Genomic DNA, 17,219 nt, shown 5'->3' on the forward strand with positions numbered 1-17,219 from the left:
CAGAGTAAGCGGTGCGGATATTTCCACAAGGAAAAACAGGCAACTTTTCAGAAAAAAAGACGAAAAAAAACCGGTGCAGGGCACCGGCTTTTCACCCTGACAATCGCCAGGACCGCGTTTATTTCTTCGCAGCTTGATCCAGCGCGCGCGCCGTGACGAATTCCGGACGGATATCGTTGGGCACGGCCTTCATCTTGTCGAGCGCCACCTGTACTTCCGGACGGATCACCACGTATTTCGTCATCAGGTCTTTCGCGCGCGCATAGTCGCCCGTCGCCTCGATGGTCAAAAACTCGCGGTCCAGGTCGATCACGGCCTGCTTGATCTTGCTGAAATCGACGCCGAACTTGCCATCGCCCAGGGAAACAAAGCCGCCCTTGTCGAGGATGTAGTTCATCTGGATGGCCATGCCGCGCGCATGCGAATCCGTCAGGCCGAAATGCAGGGTGCGGAAGCCCGAGGCGAGGAAGGTGTTGTACAGCTTGCGCTCGGCCGCGTCGCCCTGGCCCAGGGTGTCATTGAGCTGGCCCTTGTCCATCATGTAGCGCAGCGCGAACAGGCCCGTGATGTCGGCCTTGGCCTCCTCGATGGTGGAGTACGTTTCCTTCAAGTCCTGGCGCGGCGTCGATGCCTTGCCGTCGACCTTGGTCGCATGCGGACCCAGGCCATGCATGATTTCATGCGCCAGGATGTGCGTGAAGAAGGAATTGAAATCCACGTCCTGCTGCGCCTCGGGCGTGAGCACCAGCTTCGAGATCGGCGTCAGGGTGGCCTTGAACTTGGCTTCCTGCACGTTTTTCAGCATCACGCGCTTGGAGCCGCGCGCGCTGATGATGCGCTCGTCATTCGGCAGGTTGTAGGCGGCCGTCTGCACGGCCATGTTGCCGTCGCCGGCGCCATACACCTGGTTGACCACCACCATGGGCGCCAGCGCGCCCACTTTCGGGTTGCGGTACTGGGCGTCGAGCGGCAGGTTGTCTTCCAGCTCCTGCATATGCTTGGCGAAGAAGTTCAGCTTTTGCGTCTCGGCCTGGTCGCGGATGTTCACGTACGCTTCGAAGGCGGCCTTGTAGCCGAACAGCTCGTCGTTGTACGTTTCATACGGGCCGATGGTGATGTCGACGGGCGCATCGAGGTCCATCCAGGCGAAATCGGACGGCAGGTAGTCGTTGTCGAGGAAAGCCTTGGCGCGCAGGGTGAGGAATTTCTTCAGCGATGCGTTGTCCGTGGCGGCCGCCGCCTCGTCGAGCAATTTCGCCAGTTGCTTCAGTTCCACCTTGTACTCGTCCGAATACTTGACGGTCTGATACTTTCCATCCTTGCCCGCGCGGATGGTCGTGAAGAACCATTGCGCCTGCTGCTTGTCTTCCGGCGACAAGCCATTCATCCACGCTTCCACGCTGGCCTTGGTGGCGCCCTGCGGGTAGAAATTGCCCGCTTCCGGCTTGTGCGCGGGAATGGCGATGCCCGCGTAGGTAGCCGGCATGAAGGAGGCGTGGGCGTCGAGCACGGACCACGGACCCTTGTTGATCCAGAAATAATTCAGACGGGCCTGGCCCAGGGCCGACTTGTCCTTCTTCAAGGCTGCCCACAGGGCTTCGTTGCCGGACCAGCGCTGGCGCAATTGCAGCACGTCGACCAGCTTGGCCGCTTCGACCAGCTTGGCGATGGCCTGGCGGTCGCCCGCGGACAGGTGGGTGGTATCGGCCGTCAGCGCGACGGGCGCATAGCGGGCGCTCATGGCCGTCAATTGGGCGGCGGTGGCCGGCGTGGCGGCCTGTGGCGCGGCGCAGGCGCTGCCGACGGCGGCGGCCATCAGCAGGGGAATCAGGATGTTTTTCATGGGGCCTCGGTGTGTGGTTCACAGCAAGCAAGCGCCCCGCGCCATCACGGCGCGGCCGCTTCCTTGTTCAGCCTGCGATTGTCCCACCTGCCCCATGGCATGGCAAGCAGCTTACCAGACCTTGTACACCTGCCCCGTCTGCGCCCCTTCCACGCTGCGGCTGTAGGCCAGCGCCACGCGGCTGGCGGCGGCCGGCTCGAAACCGTAGAAAAACGGGCCATACGCTTCCAGCGATTCTTCCAGCACGGTCGGGCTGACGACATTGATGCGCACGCCGCGCTGCAACTCGATGGCGGCGCCCCGCACGAAGCCTTCCACGGCCGCATTCGTCATGCTGGCGGCCGCGCCGAAGCGGATCGGCTGCTCGGCCACGATGCCGCTGGTGAGCGTGATCGAGCCGCCGTCGTTCAGGTATTCCTGCGCCACCAGGGCCACGTTGACCTGGCCCATGAGTTTGCTCTCCAGGCCGACCTGGAACTGCTCCGGCGTGAACTCGGCCAGGGGGCCGAAATGCAGCTTGCCGGCCGTGACGACGACGGCATCGACCTTGCCGATGCGCTTGAACAGGGCGCGCACCTGGGCGATGTTGCCCATGTCGGCCTGGTGCGCGCCCGTGCGGCTGCCCACTTCGATGATCTCATGGCGTTGCGCCAGTTGTGCCGAGACGGCCTTGCCGATGGTGCCGCTGGCGCCGATGATGACGATTTTCATACTGCTTCCTTGTCTGGGGTTGAATGATGGAGCCAGTATGCGCCGCTTCCAAAAAGGAATAAATACGCTAGAATTTACAAGATTACCAACCCACAGTTTGCAATAGGACAGCATGGACAAGCTGCGCAGCATGGAAATCCTTGTCGCCGTCGTCGACCAGGGCAGTTTCACGGCCGCCGCCGAGACCTTCCGCATCTCGCCCGTGATGGTGGGCAAGCACATCCGGCAACTGGAAGAGCGGCTGGGCACGCGCCTGCTGGCGCGCACGACGCGGCGGCAAAGCCTGACGGAAATCGGCCGGCAGTACGTGGAACAGTGCCGCCAGATCCTGGCGCAGATCGCGGCGGCCGAAACGGGCGCGGAAGCCATGCGGGCCACGCCGCGCGGCAAGCTGAAAATCACGGCGCCCGTATCCTTCGGCAGCGAATGCATCGCGCCGCTGATGGCCGACTACCTGGCGGCCTACCCGGACGTGAGCCTGGAACTGAATCTGAATGACAGGATGGTGGACCTGGTGGAGGAAGGATTCGATGCGGCCATCCGCATCGGCGCGCTCGAGGATTCCGGCATGGTGGCGCGGCCTTTGCGGCCCTATGCCATGGTGATCTGCGCCTCGCCCGCCTACCTGGCCAGGCACGGCACGCCGCGCACGCCGGACGATCTGGCGCGGCACGAATGCGTGGATTTCCTGCAGTGGTCGCGCCACATGCGCTGGCGCCTGAGCGGCAAGGAAGCGCGCCACGATGGCGTCACGCCCGAGAGCCGCTTCCGCTCGAACAATGGGCAGGCGCTGCGCATGGCGGCCCTGCACGGCTTCGGCATCGTCATGCAGGCGGAAATTCTGCTGGCCGGCGATATCGCGGCGGGACGGCTGGTGCCGCTGCTGGCCGACTACGTGCCGGCGCCGCGCCTGATGCACCTGCTGTATCCGCGCGACCGCCAGCCCACGCCGAAGCTGACGACCTTCATCGATTTTCTGCTGGAACGCTACGGGCCGGCGGCGACACCGCTGCCGGCCACGCTCACGTAACCGGGAAGCTTAGTTCACCTTTGCGGCAGGCGCGGATGCCAGCCTGGCCAGCTCGCCGTCCGGCTGCCAGCCGGCGCCCAGCGAACGCGCCACGGCCACCGTCGCCAGCAGGCGCTGGGTCTTGATCTGCGCGGCGGCGCGGTCCGCCGCCAGGGAACTGCGCTGGGCATCGGTGACATCCAGGTAGGTCGAGATGCCGCGCTCGTAGCGCGTGCGCGCCACCAGGTAGGCGCGCGCGGCGGCCGCCTGCGACAGCGCCTGGGCATCGCCCTGCAACTGGCGCTGCTCCACGTCGGACAAGGCGTCTTCCACTTCGCGCAGGGCCGTCAGCAGCTTCGTTTCGTGGTTTGCCACGGCTTCCGCATAGCGCGCCTTGCTCAAGTCCAGGTTGGCCTGGTTGCGGCCACCGTCGAAGATGGGAAGGGACAGGGCCAGCGGGCCAAAGCTGAACTGGCGCGAACCGCCCTGCGCCAGGTCGCGCAGCTTTTCCGACGCGTAGCCGAAATTGCCCGTCAATTGCAGCGAGGGATAGAACGCGCCTTCGGCCACGCCCACCTGCGCGTTCGCCGCGCGCAGGTTCGCCACGCTGGAGACGAGGTCCGGGCGGTGCGCCAGCAGGCTGGCGGGCAGGCCGACAGGGATGCTGGGCGGCAGCGGCAGGCTGGAAGGCTCGGCGGCCACCGGCAATTGCAGCGCCGACGGCGGCTTGCCCGTCAGGGTGGCCAGGCTGTTTTCCAGCTGGTTGCGCTGGCGCTTGACTTCGTGCAGGTCGGCCTGGGCGTTCGACAGTTCGACTTTCGCGCGCGCCAGGTCCAGCTCATTCGTCAGGCCCGCGTTGAAGCGCGCCTCGACCAGGTCGGCCGATTCGCGGCGCGTGTCCAGCGCGCCATTCAGGATGGCCATTTCCGCATCCAGCCCGCGCAGCTGCCAGTAATTGCTGGCCACTTGCGCCGACAGCATCAGCAGCACGCCGTCGCGGTCGGCCTGCGCCGCCAGCGCCTGCGAATCGGCCGCTTCGACCATGCGCTTCACGCGGCCCAGCAAGTCCACTTCGTACGACATCGAGGCGCCGATGGAAAAATTGTTGCCGCTGATGGAGCGGTTGCCCAGGGCCAGGCCCTGCGAGGTGTTGGCCGAGGTCCGCGAGTTCGAGATGCCCGTGCTGGCGTCGACGCGCGGCCCCTGGTTGGCGCGCGCCGTGCTGCTTTGCGCCAGCGCCTGCAGCAGGCGTTCGCCGGCCGCCTTCACGCTGGGGTTGTCCTGCAGCGCGCTGCGCTCGAGGCGGTCCAGGGTGGCGTCGCCGTAGATGCTCCACCACTCCTTCGGCAGCTGCGCGGCGTCCGCGGCGGCGGCGCCGTGGCGGAACGATGCGTTGTCGATGCCGGCCACGTTGGCCGGGGCGGTGAAATCCTGGCCCACGGTGCCGCAGGCGGAGAGCGCCACGGCCAGGGAAGCGGCCAGCGCGATTTTCGTCAATACTGTTTGCATGATGTGTACCTTCTTGTTCTTGAGGTGGGTGCGTGCGCGGTCAATGACCGCCGCCACCGCCACCGGGGGCTTTGAGTTTGTCGGCCAGCCACAGCGGCACGATGCAGGCCAGCAGGATGGCGCCGATGAGGAAGAAGCCATCGTTGTAGGCCATCACATACGCTTCGCGGCGCACGATGCCATCGATCGCCTGCAAGGCCTGGTTGCCGGCCGTGACGGCGTCATAGCCCTTGGCCATGAACGAGGACGTCAGCTGGTCGATGCGCAGCTGCGTGGCGCTGGAATACGCATTGATCGCTTCGCCAAGGCGCTGCGAGTGGAAGTGCTCGCGCGTGCTCAGGGCCGTGGCCAGCAGGGCGATGCCGATGGAGCCGCCCAGGTTGCGCGTCATGTTGAACAGGCTCGAGGCGGACGGCATGTCCTTCGGCGCGATGCCCTTCATGGCGAAGTTCGACAGGGTCAGCATGACGAAGGGCTGGCCCAGCGCACGCACCACCTGCGACCACAGCAGCTGGTCATAGCCGGTGGACGCGTCCATGTAGGCATTCATCATGCACGAGCCGCCGAACAGCAGCAGGCCGAAGGAGCACAGGATGCGGTTGTCCACTTTCGACGACAGCTTGGCGACGAAGGGCATGATGAACAGCTGCGGCAAGCCCACCCACATGATGACTTCGCCGATCTGCATGGGCGAATAGCCGGCGATCTGGCCCAGGAACAGGGGCAGCAAAAAGGCCGAGCCATACAGGCCCATGCCAGTCACGGCCGACAGCACGGTGGCGACCAGGAAGTTGCGCTGGCCGTACAGGGCCAGGTTGACGAAGGGCTCGGCGCGCGTGGCGCTGGTGACGACCCAGCCCAGGATGCCCACCAGGGCCAGCGCGGCGAAGGTGATGATGAAGCCCGAGTCGAACCAGTCCTTCGAGTTGCCCTCTTCCAGGAAGATGGTCAGGCAGCCCAGGCCCAGGGCCATGAAGAAGATGCCCAGCCAGTCGGCCTTCCAGAACATCTCGAGCTTCATCGGCTCCTTGTCCAGGCCATAGATCATGCCGACGATCAGCAGCACGCCCGGCACCCAGTTGATGTAGAAGATCGACGGCCAGCCATACAGCTCGGACAGGTAGCCGCCCAGGGTCGGGCCCATGGCCGGCGCCAGGGTAGCCGTCAGGCCGAAGATGGCCATGCCGACGGCGCGCTTCGACGGCGGCAGCTTGAGCATCACCAGGGTGAACGCCATGGGGATCAGGGCGCCGCCCGTGAACCCCTGCAGCATGCGGAAGACGATCATGCTTTCCAGGTTCCAGGCCGTGCCGCACAGGGTGGAGAACAGCAGGAAGAAAGCGGTGGTGCCGATCATGTAGGTACGCAGTCCGAACACGCGCGCCAGCAGCGCCGTGAGGGGAATGACGATGATTTCCGCCACCAGGTAGGCCGTGGAAATCCACGAGCCCTCTTCCTGGGTGGCCGACAGCGAGCCAAGGATGTCCTTGAGCGAGGAGTTGGTGATCTGGATGTCGAGCACCGCCATGAAGGCGCCCAGCATGCCGGCGGCGACCGCCAGCCAGGTACGCCCGGAGACTTTCTCGCTGATCACGGGGAACGCCGGCGATGCCGCCGGTGTGGTGGAAGGGCTGCTCATGGAAGCTTAGCGGGCGGCGCTCTGTGTGGCTGGAGCGGCTGGAGCGGCGGCGTGGCGCGGGGCCTGCTCCGACTCGGGCTGGTTGATTTCCACTTCGGCGATCACCGACATGCCCGGCACCAGGCGTCCATTCATGGCCTTGATGTCTTCCGGCTGGAAGACGATTTTCACGGGCACGCGCTGGACGATCTTGGTGAAGTTGCCGGTGGCGTTATCGGCCGGCAGCAGGGCGAACTGCGCGCCCGAGGCAGGGGCGAAGCTGTCGACCGTGCCCACCAGTTTCTTGCCCGGCATGGCGTCGATGCTCACGTGCACGCTCTGGCCGCGGTGCAGATCGGCCAGCTGCGTTTCCTTGAAGTTGGCGGTGACCCAGACGTTGTCCTGCACGATGGCCGTCAGCTGCTGGCCAGGCTGCACGCGCATGCCCGTTTCCACGTTGCGCTTGCCGATGCGGCCGGCGACGGGCGCCAGGATGCGGTTGTACTGCAGTTGCTGTTCCGCGTCCTTCAGCTGCACGCGCAGCACGGCCACTTGCGCCTTGGCCACGTCGCGCGCGGCTTGCGCGGCGCCGATCTGCGCCTTGGCGGCGGAGGCGCTGTCGCGGCGGGCGGCCAGGTCGGCCACGGCGCTGGAACGGGCCGCGTTGGCCGCGTCCAGTTCCGCTTTCGAGACGGCTTTCATCTGGCTCGTGTACAGCTGGCCGTAGCGTTCCGCATCCTGTTTCGCGCGCAGCAGCTGCGCATCGGCCTGCGCCACTTGCGCCTGAGCAGCGCTGGCCTGCGCCTGCACCTGGGCGATCTGCGCGTCCGCCTGCAGCACTTGCTGCTCGGCGCTGGCGATCTGCGCGGCGATCTGCTCGGTTTTCACGCGCTGGTCGAACGGGTCGAGTTCGGCGATCACGTCGCCCTCTTTCACGATTTGATTGTCGTCAATGAAGACCTTGGTGACGACGCCGGAAATGCGCGCCGAGACGGGATGCACGTGACCGGCAACATAGGCGTTTTCCGTTTCCACGAAATAGTGGCTGCGGTACCACATGCGCGCACCGGCGCCCAGGGCGACGAGGACGATCAGGCCGGCGATGATTTTCACGCGCTTGTTCGGTGCGGCGGAGCTGGCAGGTGCGGCGGGCGTGGACGGTGCGGCCGGGGCCGCGGGTGGGACGGCGCTAAGCACTTTTTGTTCTGCTTGGCCAGGCTGGTTCGACATACTGCGCTCCGAAAATGAAATGATATCTGTTCATTATTGGACAAAGAAAAGCCAAAGTCAAGAAATGAAACGATTGCATTTCATTTTAATTTGCACTACAGTGTAAGCCATCACTCACCTTCCAACCTGTAAAGAGACCCCGACCATGCCCGATCCCGGCCTCAGCGATACCATGCCTACCGATAACCATGCCGACAACGGCGCCGACAGCACCCAGGAGCTGAGCTGCTGCGGCAAGGCGGCCGGCCGCCCGCGCGCGGCCGACATGGAGGCGCGCATGGAAAACCTGCTGCACACGGCCGGTTGCCTGTTTCTGGAAAAAGGGTATGGAAAAGTCAGCCTGGAAATGATCGCCCGGGAAGCCCATGTGGCCGTGCGCACGATCTATGTGAAATTTGGCGGCAAATCCGGCTTGTTCAATGCCGTGGTGGAACAGCGCCGTTCCGCGTACTTCTCCACCATGCCGGCGCTGGAGACGGACATGCGTCCGCTGGCCACCATCCTGGGCGAATTCGGCCTGCTGTTCGTGCAACTGGTGACCATGCCGGCCGCCATCCGCCTGAACCGCATGGTGGTGGCCGAAGCGGCCACGCACCCGGACCTGGCGGAAACGTTCTACAAGGTGGGACCGGGGCAGACGCGCGAGCTGCTGACCCGCTTCTTCAGCCGGCCCGATATCGCGCCGCTGTTTCGCGCCGAACTGCCGGCATCCATGCTGGCGCTGCACCTGCTCAACTGCCTGCTGGGCGACCAGATGTCGCGCCTGCTGTTCCCGCCGCCGGCGCAACCGGACGTGGCGCAACTGCGCGTCAAGGTGGCAGCCGGTCTCGACCTGTTCCTGCGCGGCACCCTGCGCCAGCCGCCCTCGGCCGGCTAGGACGCATCAGCCAGGGCGGCTGCAGTCCTGCGGCATGGGCGCCGGTGCCGGCGCCGTTTCGCCGCGCTCGCCACCGAGGCCCAATGCGCGCAGGAATGGCTGGGCCGCCGACGCGCCATCAAAACTGAGTGAGGACTCACTGCCATCATAGCGGTCGGGAGCATAGCGCATCAGGTCGAACGAGGTTTCAAAGCGCTGCGCCAGGAAATAGGTGCGGAAATAATCGAAGGCAAACGCCACCTGGCCATCGGCCTGCAGCAGCAAGCCATGGCGGTACAGGGGCGCCAGCCAGTCCGCGGCCGGCAAGCCCCAGCCTTTCACGGCGCAATAATCACTGGTAAAACGTTCGAGCTGCGCCTGCTCCAGGAACAGGGTCTTGGCTTCGAACATGACGAACGCCAGTTCGATGAGGAATTCACGCGCATCGGCCGCGCCGCCAGTGGCAACCCGCGGCGGCGCCCCCGCCCTGCCCAGCAAGCCATCGAAATAGACGGGCTCGCCCGCCAGTTGCGGCAACAGGGTGGCGAACACATATTCCGCATCCATCTGCCCCGTTTCCTGGCCATTCGGCGTGTACAGCACCGACAGGGCAAAGTTCCTGCTGACTTCATCGAATTCGCGCAAGGCCACCGTCCACTGGGTGGCCGGCGCATCGCCATCGGCCGCCGCGGTGCCGAACTCCAGCACGGCATACGCGGCCATCTGGCCATGCGCACCGTACAGGCTACCAGGATTGCTCTTGAACAAAATTCCCAGCGACTTCATCAGCGAACTGGCGTCGCCCGTATGCTGGTGGCCGTGGAAGACGGCGTGGATATTCTTGTAGCGCGCGCGCTGCTCCGCGCCCGCGTGCTCATCAGCGGCAAAGAAGCTGAAGCCGGCATTGCCCAGCGCCGCACCCGCGACGCCCTGCACGCGGCTGCCCGGCACCAGGTAGAAACGCGCGCCGGGCACGCTGGCGGCCTGCAGCAGCGGACGCAAAAAGTATTCGTAGACGTAGACGGGCGTCGTCTCGGCGCAGGCATCGGCTGCCACCAGCTGGCCCGTGAAGAAAATCGCATCGATCTGCCTGCCCGTTGCCAGAATGGCAGCCACATCCTGATACAAGGCGTGCAGCCGCACGGCCTGCTCTTGCTCATCCGCCCGGCGCAAGCGGACATCGGAGATATGGAGGGCGGTAAATTTTTTCATTGTTGCAAAACTTTCACAGTACAGCCGAACTTGACCGGACACTGGCAACGTTCAGGGAAAAATCATACCCCGGATCAAGCGTGAGCGAAACATGGTTACAGACCTCCATTCTGCCACTTTTTCCATGCGGCAATACTCACCAATTTTCACATGACGCCGCCGCGCCACGTTTTACTATCCTGAAAGCAAGGAAAACGAAAAAACCCGCGAACTCGTCCCCGTTTTTTGTACTGAAAGTTAATTCTTTAGCAGCGCCCAGGCCAGCGCGGCGGCGGTCCCTCCATGCACACGCCCGCTCCGGCGCGCTGTTGCCAACCTGCCGATCGACTCGCCCGAGCTTGGATGCGGGTGGCAGCAGTTCCAAATAAAAAAGCCCCGCAATCGCTTGCGGGGCTTTTTAGCTTACAACAGCATCAAGCGATCAACGCTTGCGCGGCGGCGGCAAGTCCGTGCACACAGTCCCTTCGGCGCGCTGTTGCCAAGCTGCCGACCGACTCGCCCGAGCCTGGATGCGGGTGGCAGCAGTTCCAAATAAAAAAGCCCCGCAATCGCTTGCGGGGCTTTTTAGCTTACAACAGCATCAAGCGATCAGCGCTTGCGCGGCGGCGGCAAGTCCGTGCACACGCCTTCGTACACTTCCGCGGCCATGCCGATCGACTCGCCCAGGGTCGGGTGCGGGTGGATGGTCTTGCCGATATCGGTGCCGTCGCAGCCCATTTCGATGGCCAGCGCGATTTCGCCGATCATGTCGCCCGCATGCGTGCCGACGATGGTGCCGCCGATGATGCGATGCGTTTCCGCGTCGAACAGCAGCTTGGTGAAGCCTTCGGCGCGGCCGTTGGCCACGGCGCGGCCGGAAGCGGCCCACGGGAAGTGGCCCTTCTCGACCTTGATGCCCTTGGCTTTCGCTTCGTCTTCCGTGATGCCGGCCCATGCCACTTCCGGGTCCGTGTAGGCGACCGACGGGATCACCTTGACGTCGAAGTGCGACTTCTGGCCGGCGGCCGCTTCGGCGGCCACGTGGGCTTCATGCACGGCCTTGTGCGCCAGCATCGGCTGGCCCACCAGGTCGCCGATGGCGAAGATGTTGGGCACGTTGGTGCGCATCTGGCTGTCGACGTTGATGAAGCCGCGGTCCGTCACTTGCACGCCCGCCTTGTCGGCGGCCAGCTTCTTGCCGTTCGGGCTGCGGCCCACGGCGACGAGCACCAGGTCGTAGACTTGCGGCGCCGGTGCCGTGGCACCCGCTTCGGCAGCTTCGAACGTGACCTTGATGCCTTCCGGCAGTGCCTCGACGGCAACCGTCTTGGTCTTGGTCATGATGTTGTCGAAGCGCTTTTCATTGAACTTCTGCCACACCTTGACGGCGTCGCGGTCCGCGCCCTGCATCAGGCCATCCATCATCTCGACCACGTCGATGCGCGCGCCGAAAGTCGAATACACGGTGGCCATTTCCAGGCCGATGATGCCGCCGCCGATGACCAGCATGCGTTTCGGGATCTGGCGCAATTCCAGCGCGCCCGTCGAATCGACGATGCGCGGGTCTTCCGGCACGAAGGGCAGCTTTACCACGGACGAACCGGCGGCGATGATGGCCTGCTTGAACTGCACGACCTTCTTCGAGCCGTCATTGGCCGTCACTTCGATGTGGTTGGCGCTGAGGAACTGGCCCACGCCCGTGACGACTTGCGTCTTGCGCGCCTTGGCCATGCCGGCCAGGCCGCCCGTCATGTTCGAGATCACGCCTTCCTTGTACTTGCGTACCTGATCGATGTCGATGGTCGGCTTGGCAAACGTCACACCCGTGTTGGACATGTGCGCCGTCTCGTCGATCACGGACGCCACGTGCAGCAGCGCCTTCGACGGGATGCAGCCCACGTTCAGGCACACGCCGCCCAGGGTGGCGTAGCGCTCGACGATGACCGTGGACATGCCCAGGTCGGCCGCGCGGAACGCCGCCGAATAGCCGCCAGGACCGCCGCCCAGCACCATCATGTCGACGTCGATGTCGACCTGGCCGCTGTAACTGCCGGCCGGGATGGCGGCGACGGGTGCTGCTGGTGCCGCAGCCGGAGCTGCAGCGGCTGCAGCAGGCGCAGGAGCCGCCGCAGGAGCGGCAGCCGCCGCGCCTTCAGATGCTTCCACCACCAGCAGCGCGCTGCCTTCGGCGATCTTGTCGCCAACCTTGACTTTCAATTCCTTGACGACGCCGGCGTGGGTCGATGGAATCTCCATGCTGGCCTTGTCCGATTCGACCGTGATCAGCGACTGGTCCACCTTGATGGTGTCGCCCACCTTGACCATCAGTTCGATGACTTCGACTTCCTTGAAGTCGCCGATATTCGGTACTTTTACCTCTACTGTGCTCATCAATCGCTCCTTACAGCAGAATTTTGCGCATGTCGGCCAGGACTTCGCCGAGGTACACGGAGAATCGCGCGCCCATCGCGCCATCGACCACGCGGTGGTCATAGGACAGCGAGGTGCCCATCATCAGGCGCGGCTGGAAGGCCTTGCCATCCCATACCGGCTTGATCGAGGCTTTCGACAGGCCCAGGATGGCCACTTCCGGCGCATTGACGATAGGCGTGAAGTGCGTGCCGCCGATGCCGCCCAGGGACGAAATCGTGAAGCTGGCGCCCTGCATGTCGGCCGGTTTCAGCTTGCCTTCGCGCGCCTGCAGCGACAGTTCCGTCATTTCGCGGGCGATCTGCGAGACCGACTTCTGGTCCGCGCCCTTGATCACGGGCACCACCAGGCCGTTCGGCGTGTCGGCCGCGAAGCCGATGTTGTAGTACTGCTTGAGGATCAGGTTCTCGCCCTTGGCATCCAGGGAAGCGTTAAACGCGGGGAATTTCTTCAGCGCGGCGACGGACGCCTTGATGACGAAGGCCAGCATGGTCAGCTTGGCCGCATCCTTGTTCTTCGCATTGGCCGCGTTGGTGTCGACGCGGAACGCTTCCAGGTCCGTCACGTCCGCTTCGTCGAACTGCGTGACGTGCGGGATCATGACCCAGTTGCGGTGCAAATTCGGACCCGAGATTTTCTTGATGCGCGACAGCGGCAGCAGTTCGGTCGTGCCGAACTTGCTGAAGTCCAGCGACGGCCATGGCAGCAGGTCCAGGCCCACGCCCGAACCGCCTTTGGCAGCGACCGGCGCGTTCGGCGCGGCGACGGCGCCCGACATCACGCCCTTGACGAAGTTCTGCACGTCTTCCTGGGTGATGCGGCCCTTCGGACCGGAACCGCCCACGCGGGCCAGGTCCACGCCCAGTTCGCGCGCGAACTTGCGGATCGACGGCGACGCGTGCGCCAGCTTGCCATTCACGGCAGGCGCGGCGGCAGGTGCCAGGGCAGCAGCGGCGACCGGCGCCGACGCGACGGCAGCAGCTGGCGCGGCGGCAGGTGCTGCGGCAGGAGCGGCTGCGCCACCGGTCGTTTCCACGACCAGCACCAGCGAACCCTTGGCGACCTTGTCGCCGACCTTGACTTTCAATTCCTTGACGACACCGGCGTGGCTCGATGGAATTTCCATGCTGGCCTTGTCCGATTCGACCGTCAGCAGCGACTGGTCAACCTTGATCGTGTCGCCCACCTTGACCATCAGTTCGATGACTTCGACTTCCTTGAAGTCGCCGATATCGGGCACGGTCACGTCGACCAGGGCCGGCGCGCCGGCTGGGGCGGCAGGTGCTGGCGCGGCCGCGGGGGCGGCGGCTGGCGCAGGTGCCGCGGCGGCTGGCGCCGGTGCGGCCGCCGGGCGAGCCGTGGCCGAGGCGTCGTCCGCCACTTCCAGCAGCAGGACCAGCGAGCCTTCGGCGATCTTGTCGCCCACGTTGACTTTCAATTCCTTGACGACACCGGCGTGGCTCGATGGAATTTCCATGCTGGCCTTGTCCGATTCGACCGTGATCAGGGACTGGTCGACCTTGACCGTATCGCCTGGCTTGACCATCAGTTCAATGATCTCGACTTCCTTGAAATCGCCGATATCCGGGACTTTGACTTCCACAATGCTCATAGCTTGCTCCGTTATTTTATTTGTCAGATGGACCCGCACACACGCCAGGGCGGCACTTTCGCACCGCCCTGGCATCATCGGGTCCGCACAACGATTACTGGGTCACCGGATTCGGTTTGTTCGCGTCGATGCCATACTTGGCGATCGCCTGCTCCACCACCGACACGTCGATCTTGCCTTCGTCAGCCAGCGATTTGAGCGCGGCCACGGTGACATAATAACGGTTCACTTCGAAGAACTCGCGCAGCTTGGCGCGGCTGTCCGAGCGGCCAAAGCCATCGGTGCCCAGCACTTTATAAGTGCGGCCCTTCGGCATGAAGGCGCGGATCTGTTCTGCAAATGCGCGCATGTAGTCGGTCGTGGCGACGATCGGGCCGTCCGTATCTTTCAACAGCGAGGTCACGTAAGGCACGCGCTGCTCTTTCGACGGATTGACCATGTTCCAGCGTTCCGCATCCTGGCCATCGCGGGCCACCAGGGTCAGCGACGGCGCCGACCACACGTCCGCAGCCACGCCCCAGTCGTTCTGCAACAGCTCGGCGGCGAAGATCGATTCGCGCAGGATGGTGCCGCAACCGATCAGCTGTACGCGCAGCTTGGCGTCCGCCGGGCCTTCCTGCAGCTTGTACATGCCTTTCAGGATGCCTTCTTCCTGGCCTGGCTTGATGCCTGGCTGGGCGTAGTTCTCGTTCATGATCGTGATGTAGTAGAACACATCTTCCTGGTTGGCGATCATGCGGCGCAGGCCGTCCTGGATGATGACGGCGACTTCATGGCTGAAGGTCGGGTCGTACGGCATGCAGGTCGGGATGGTCGCGGCGAAGATATGGCTGTGGCCATCTTCGTGCTGCAAGCCTTCGCCGTTCAGGGTCGTACGGCCGGCCGTGCCGCCCATCAGGAAGCCGCGGGCGCGCATGTCGGCCGACGCCCATACCTGGTCGCCGATGCGCTGGAAACCGAACATCGAATAGAAGGTGTAGAACGGGATCATGATGCGGTCGTTGGTCGAGTACGACGTCGCCGCGGCGATCCACGAGCTCATGCCGCCCGCTTCGTTGATGCCCTCTTGCAGGATCTGGCCGGCCTTGTCTTCGCGGTAGTACATGACCTGGTCCTTGTCGACCGGCTCGTACAACTGGCCTTTCGGGTTGTAGATGCCGATCTGGCGGAACAGGCCTTCCATGCCGAAGGTACGCGATTCATCGACCAGGATAGGCACGACGCGCTGGCCCAGGTTCGGGTCTTTCAGCAGGGTCGAGATGACGCGCACGAAAGCTTGCGTGGTCGAGATTTCACGGCCTTCAGGCGTCGCTTCCAGCACGTTCTTGAAGGCGTCCAGCGCAGGCACGGGCAGGGTTTCTTCCGCTTTCTGGCGGCGCTGCGGCAGGTAGCCGCCCAGGGCCTTGCGGCGCTCGTGCAGGTAGACCATTTCCGGCGCGTCGTCGGCAGGCTTGAAGAACGGGATGTCGGCCAGCTTGTCGTCCGGAATCGGCAGCGAGAAGCGGTCGCGCATTTCGCGGATGGCTTCGTCGTCCAGTTTTTTCGTCTGGTGCGCCGTGTTGCGCGCTTCGCCCGACTTGCCCATGCCGTAGCCCTTGATGGTTTTCACCAGCAGGACGGTCGGCTGGCCCTTGTGTTCCTGGGCGATCTTGAAGGCAGCGTGGATCTTGTGCGGATCGTGACCGCCGCGGGTCAGGCGCCAGATGTCGTCGTCCGTCATGTTGGCAACCATTTCCAGCAGCTTCGGATGCTTGCCGAAGAAGTGCTTGCGCACGTAGGCGCCATCTTTGGCCTTGTAGTTCTGGTATTCGCCGTCGACGGTGTCCATCATCACTTGCTGCAGGATGCCATCCTTGTCCTGTGCCAGCAGGGCGTCCCAGCCCGGGCCCCAGATGACCTTGACGACGTTCCAGCCGGCGCCACGGAATTCGCCTTCCAGTTCCTGGATGATCTTGGTGTTGCCGCGCACAGGGCCGTCCAGGCGCTGCAGGTTGCAGTTGACCACGATGACCAGGTTGTCGAGCATGTCGCGCGCGGCCAGGCCGATCGCGCCCAGCGATTCCGGCTCGTCCATCTCGCCGTCGCCGCAGAAGGCCCACACCTTGCGGTTGTCGGTCTTGGCGATGCCGCGGGCATGCAGGTATTTCAGGAAACGCGCCTGGTAGATCGCCATGTGCGGGCCCAGGCCCATCGACACGGTCGGGAACTGCCAGAAGTCAGGCATCAGCTTCGGATGCGGGTACGAGGACAGGCCCTTGCCGTCGACTTCCTTGCGGAAGTTCAGCATCTGCTCTTCCGTCAGGCGGCCTTCGAGGAAGGCGCGCGCGTAGACGCCAGGCGAGGAGTGACCCTGGATGTACAGCAGGTCGCCGCCGTGATCGGCCGTCGGCGCGTGCCAGAAGTGGTTGAAGCCGATGCCCAGCATGTTCGCCAGCGAGGCGAACGAGGACAGGTGGCCGCCCAGGTCACCGTCGGCGCGGTTGGCCTTGACCACCATGGCCATGGCGTTCCAGCGCATCCACGAGCGCAGGCGCTCTTCGTATTCCAGGTTGCCGGGGCAGTGTGCTTCTTGTTTGGTGGGGATGGTATTGACGTAGGCGGTGGTGCTGGAGAACGGGATCTGGGCGCCGCGGCGGCGGGCCAGGTCAACCAGGCGCTCCATCAGGTAGTGCGCGCGTTCCGGACCTTCGTTTTCCAGTACGGCTTCGAGCGCGTCCAGCCACTCCTTGGTTTCCTGCATATCCGGGTCGGTGCCGATCTGTGTCGTTACCTGGTTCAGTTGAGCTGACATCTGTTGAGTCTCCTTTGTGAGCGCCCCACCCCGATTTTCCGGATCGCTGTCGGACGGTATTTCGCTGATTATTTACTATTAAGATGGATTAGTGTGGGGATTCTAACAGCGTATTTAGTATTTTTCAAATTACGATATAGCATTTCATATCGTGAAATCACCCTATGGAATTTATGCTGCAGTGCCGCAAATTCTGCCCAGAAATTAGCGTGATCAAAGTACCAAAGATGGCGACAAAAAAATCGCAGGCCCTTGCGCTCCCTGCTCCACCAGCACACCAGCAAACCGCCTTACCACCCCAGTCGTCCGCACGGGCACTCCGGGCCAAGCGGGCCTGAAAAATGTCGAGGGCAAGGCGCAGCGACGCAGACAGTACGCCAGTACGGCAAGGAGCTGCAACGCCGCCATCGGCATTTTCT

At 64.0% G+C, this 17,219-nt stretch carries 11 protein-coding genes; 2 read left to right on the top strand and 9 right to left on the bottom strand.

The features are described 5' to 3' along the window. Positions 1 to 118: 118 nt before the first annotated feature. Both EBS11_RS22345 and EBS11_RS22350 read right to left on the bottom strand, forming a co-directional pair. Entirely contained in the window at positions 119 to 1,843 is a 1,725-nt protein-coding gene (locus EBS11_RS22345) for a hypothetical protein (RefSeq protein ID WP_290606536.1), read from the bottom strand. Positions 1,844 to 1,954: 111 nt separating this feature from the next. Beyond that, complete coding sequence (locus EBS11_RS22350; RefSeq protein ID WP_290606538.1) at positions 1,955 to 2,554, bottom strand: short chain dehydrogenase; 600 nt, start codon at positions 2,552 to 2,554, stop codon at positions 1,955 to 1,957. Positions 2,555 to 2,666: 112 nt separating this feature from the next. Between EBS11_RS22350 and EBS11_RS22355 the strand changes: the two genes are divergently transcribed. After that, the gene (locus tag EBS11_RS22355; protein ID WP_290606540.1) at positions 2,667 to 3,584 is read left to right on the top strand and encodes a LysR family transcriptional regulator; all 918 of its coding nucleotides are present in this window, start codon (positions 2,667 to 2,669) and stop codon (positions 3,582 to 3,584) included. Between the two features lie 9 nt (positions 3,585 to 3,593). Here EBS11_RS22355 and EBS11_RS22360 read toward each other — a convergent pair whose 3' ends face one another. The 3 genes from EBS11_RS22360 to EBS11_RS22370 are packed head-to-tail and all read right to left on the bottom strand — an operon-like array spanning position 3,594 to position 7,920. Then, positions 3,594 to 5,072, bottom strand: a complete 1,479-nt coding sequence (locus tag EBS11_RS22360; protein WP_290606542.1) for an efflux transporter outer membrane subunit — start codon at positions 5,070 to 5,072, stop codon at positions 3,594 to 3,596. Positions 5,073 to 5,112: 40 nt separating this feature from the next. After that, positions 5,113 to 6,711: a DHA2 family efflux MFS transporter permease subunit gene (locus EBS11_RS22365; protein WP_290606544.1), complete on the bottom strand. Its 1,599-nt coding sequence runs from the start codon at positions 6,709 to 6,711 to the stop codon at positions 5,113 to 5,115. Positions 6,712 to 6,717: 6 nt separating this feature from the next. Beyond that, positions 6,718 to 7,920, bottom strand: coding sequence for an HlyD family secretion protein (locus tag EBS11_RS22370; RefSeq protein WP_290606546.1), 1,203 nt, complete (start codon positions 7,918 to 7,920; stop codon positions 6,718 to 6,720). 145 nt (positions 7,921 to 8,065) lie between these two features. Here EBS11_RS22370 and EBS11_RS22375 point away from each other — a divergent pair, with 145 nt between their 5' ends. Beyond that, positions 8,066 to 8,797 carry a TetR/AcrR family transcriptional regulator gene (locus EBS11_RS22375; protein WP_290606547.1) on the top strand — a complete coding sequence of 244 codons (732 nt, stop codon included), beginning with the start codon at positions 8,066 to 8,068 and terminating at the stop codon, positions 8,795 to 8,797. A gap of 6 nt (positions 8,798 to 8,803) precedes the next feature. Here the strand turns inward: EBS11_RS22375 and EBS11_RS22380 are convergent, their stop codons facing one another. The 4 genes from EBS11_RS22380 to aceE all read right to left on the bottom strand — a co-directional run bounded on the left by EBS11_RS22380 (position 8,804) and on the right by aceE (position 16,800). Then, on the bottom strand, positions 8,804 to 9,988 hold the full coding sequence (locus EBS11_RS22380; protein ID WP_290606549.1) for a hypothetical protein: 1,185 nt from the start codon (positions 9,986 to 9,988) through the stop codon (positions 8,804 to 8,806). Positions 9,989 to 10,576: 588 nt separating this feature from the next. Continuing rightward, entirely contained in the window at positions 10,577 to 12,358 is a 1,782-nt protein-coding gene (gene lpdA, locus EBS11_RS22385) for a dihydrolipoyl dehydrogenase (RefSeq protein WP_290606554.1), read from the bottom strand. 10 nt (positions 12,359 to 12,368) lie between these two features. Next, positions 12,369 to 14,009, bottom strand: coding sequence for a dihydrolipoyllysine-residue acetyltransferase (gene aceF / locus EBS11_RS22390; RefSeq protein ID WP_290606556.1), 1,641 nt, complete (start codon positions 14,007 to 14,009; stop codon positions 12,369 to 12,371). A 94-nt stretch (positions 14,010 to 14,103) separates the two neighbouring features. Then, positions 14,104 to 16,800, bottom strand: a complete 2,697-nt coding sequence (gene aceE, locus EBS11_RS22395; RefSeq protein WP_290606558.1) for a pyruvate dehydrogenase (acetyl-transferring), homodimeric type — start codon at positions 16,798 to 16,800, stop codon at positions 14,104 to 14,106. Between the last annotated feature and the right edge of the window lie 419 nt (positions 16,801 to 17,219).

The sequence above is a fragment of the Janthinobacterium sp. genome (assembly GCF_009923995.1).
Lineage (GTDB): Bacteria > Pseudomonadota > Gammaproteobacteria > Burkholderiales > Burkholderiaceae_D > Janthinobacterium.